This window comes from Methylobacterium longum (assembly GCF_022179385.1).
Taxonomy (GTDB): Bacteria; Pseudomonadota; Alphaproteobacteria; order Rhizobiales; family Beijerinckiaceae; genus Methylobacterium; species Methylobacterium longum.
Genome location: NZ_BPQS01000140.1, coordinates 1 through 1,102, shown reverse-complemented (window position 1 = coordinate 1,102; position 1,102 = coordinate 1). Strand labels below are relative to the sequence as shown.

Annotated in this window: 2 tRNA genes and 2 rRNA genes; all 4 read right to left on the bottom strand. The window is 59.3% G+C overall.

Going from position 1 to position 1,102, the window contains the following annotated elements:
- Positions 1-287: ribosomal RNA gene (locus tag MFF58_RS31750) — 23S ribosomal RNA — on the bottom strand; the annotation flags it as partial.
- A 326-nt stretch (positions 288-613) separates the two neighbouring features.
- A tRNA-Ala gene (locus tag MFF58_RS31745) sits at positions 614-689 on the bottom strand.
- A 35-nt stretch (positions 690-724) separates the two neighbouring features.
- Positions 725-801, bottom strand: a tRNA-Ile gene (locus MFF58_RS31740).
- 198 nt (positions 802-999) lie between these two features.
- A 16S ribosomal RNA gene (locus tag MFF58_RS31735) occupies positions 1,000-1,102 on the bottom strand; the annotation flags it as partial.

Genomic DNA, 1,102 nt, shown 5'->3' with positions numbered 1-1,102 from the left:
GAGTCTCGTTGATGTCCTTTCCTCCGGGTACTGAGATGTTTCAGTTCCCCGGGTTCGCTTCAAACCCCTATGGATTCAGGATTTGATACCTTCATGTGACCAACCGTAGTGAGGAACCAGGCTCGCGCCTGGTCCCACAATACGGAAGGTCGAAGGTGGGTTTCCCCATTCGGAAATCCCTGGATCAAAGCTCGTTCGCAGCTCCCCAAGGCTTATCGCAGCGTACCACGTCCTTCATCGCCTCTCAGCGCCAAGGCATCCACCGAATGCTCTTAAGGCACTTGATCGCTCTCGTGATCGATGTCCGCCGCTGATCCGACAGCCCTAAGGCTGGCTGATCAGCGCGACACGGTCACAAAAAGACCAGTGGCAGATCCGTTTCCGGACCCACCACCGTATGCTTGCCGAACATGACCGCCGGGGTTGGCAGATCTCTCTGCCCCAACGGCCACATTCCCTCTTCACGATGTCACTGATGTCTTCGCCTAACAGCCGACCCTGCGGAACCTGACGGTCCTCACAGCATCCAGGCTGCGGCAAACTCAATTCCAGATAGCGGCCTCGACACCCGTCATCGAGCGAAGCTGCACGAGCAGCCTCAAGTCCCGAAGAATGGTGGAGACAGACGGGATCGAACCGACGACCTCATGCTTGCAAAGCACGCGCTCTCCCAACTGAGCTATGTCCCCAAGGGGTCAAGTCAGCCGGTGAAACGTCCCGTCCATGGTGGGCCTGGGACGACTCGAACGTCCGACCTCACCCTTATCAGGGGTGCGCTCTAACCACCTGAGCTACAGGCCCAGTACGATCGAGCAGGCGCAGACCAGACCACAGCATACGCCGCAGTCGGACCGCATCCGCGATCGCGCTATCTGGTGAGGAAGAGAAACGAGGGCGGCGTCCGTCCCGCCAATGGGCTCTGACTGAGCCCTGATATCCTAATGACGCCGTCCGAGGAGCGGACCGGAGAACCGGTCATCCTGCTGTCAGCATCCTTAGAAAGGAGGTGATCCAGCCGCAGGTTCCCCTACGGCTACCTTGTTACGACTTCACCCCAGTCGCTGACCCTACCGTGGTCGCCTGCCTCCTTGCGGTTGGCGCA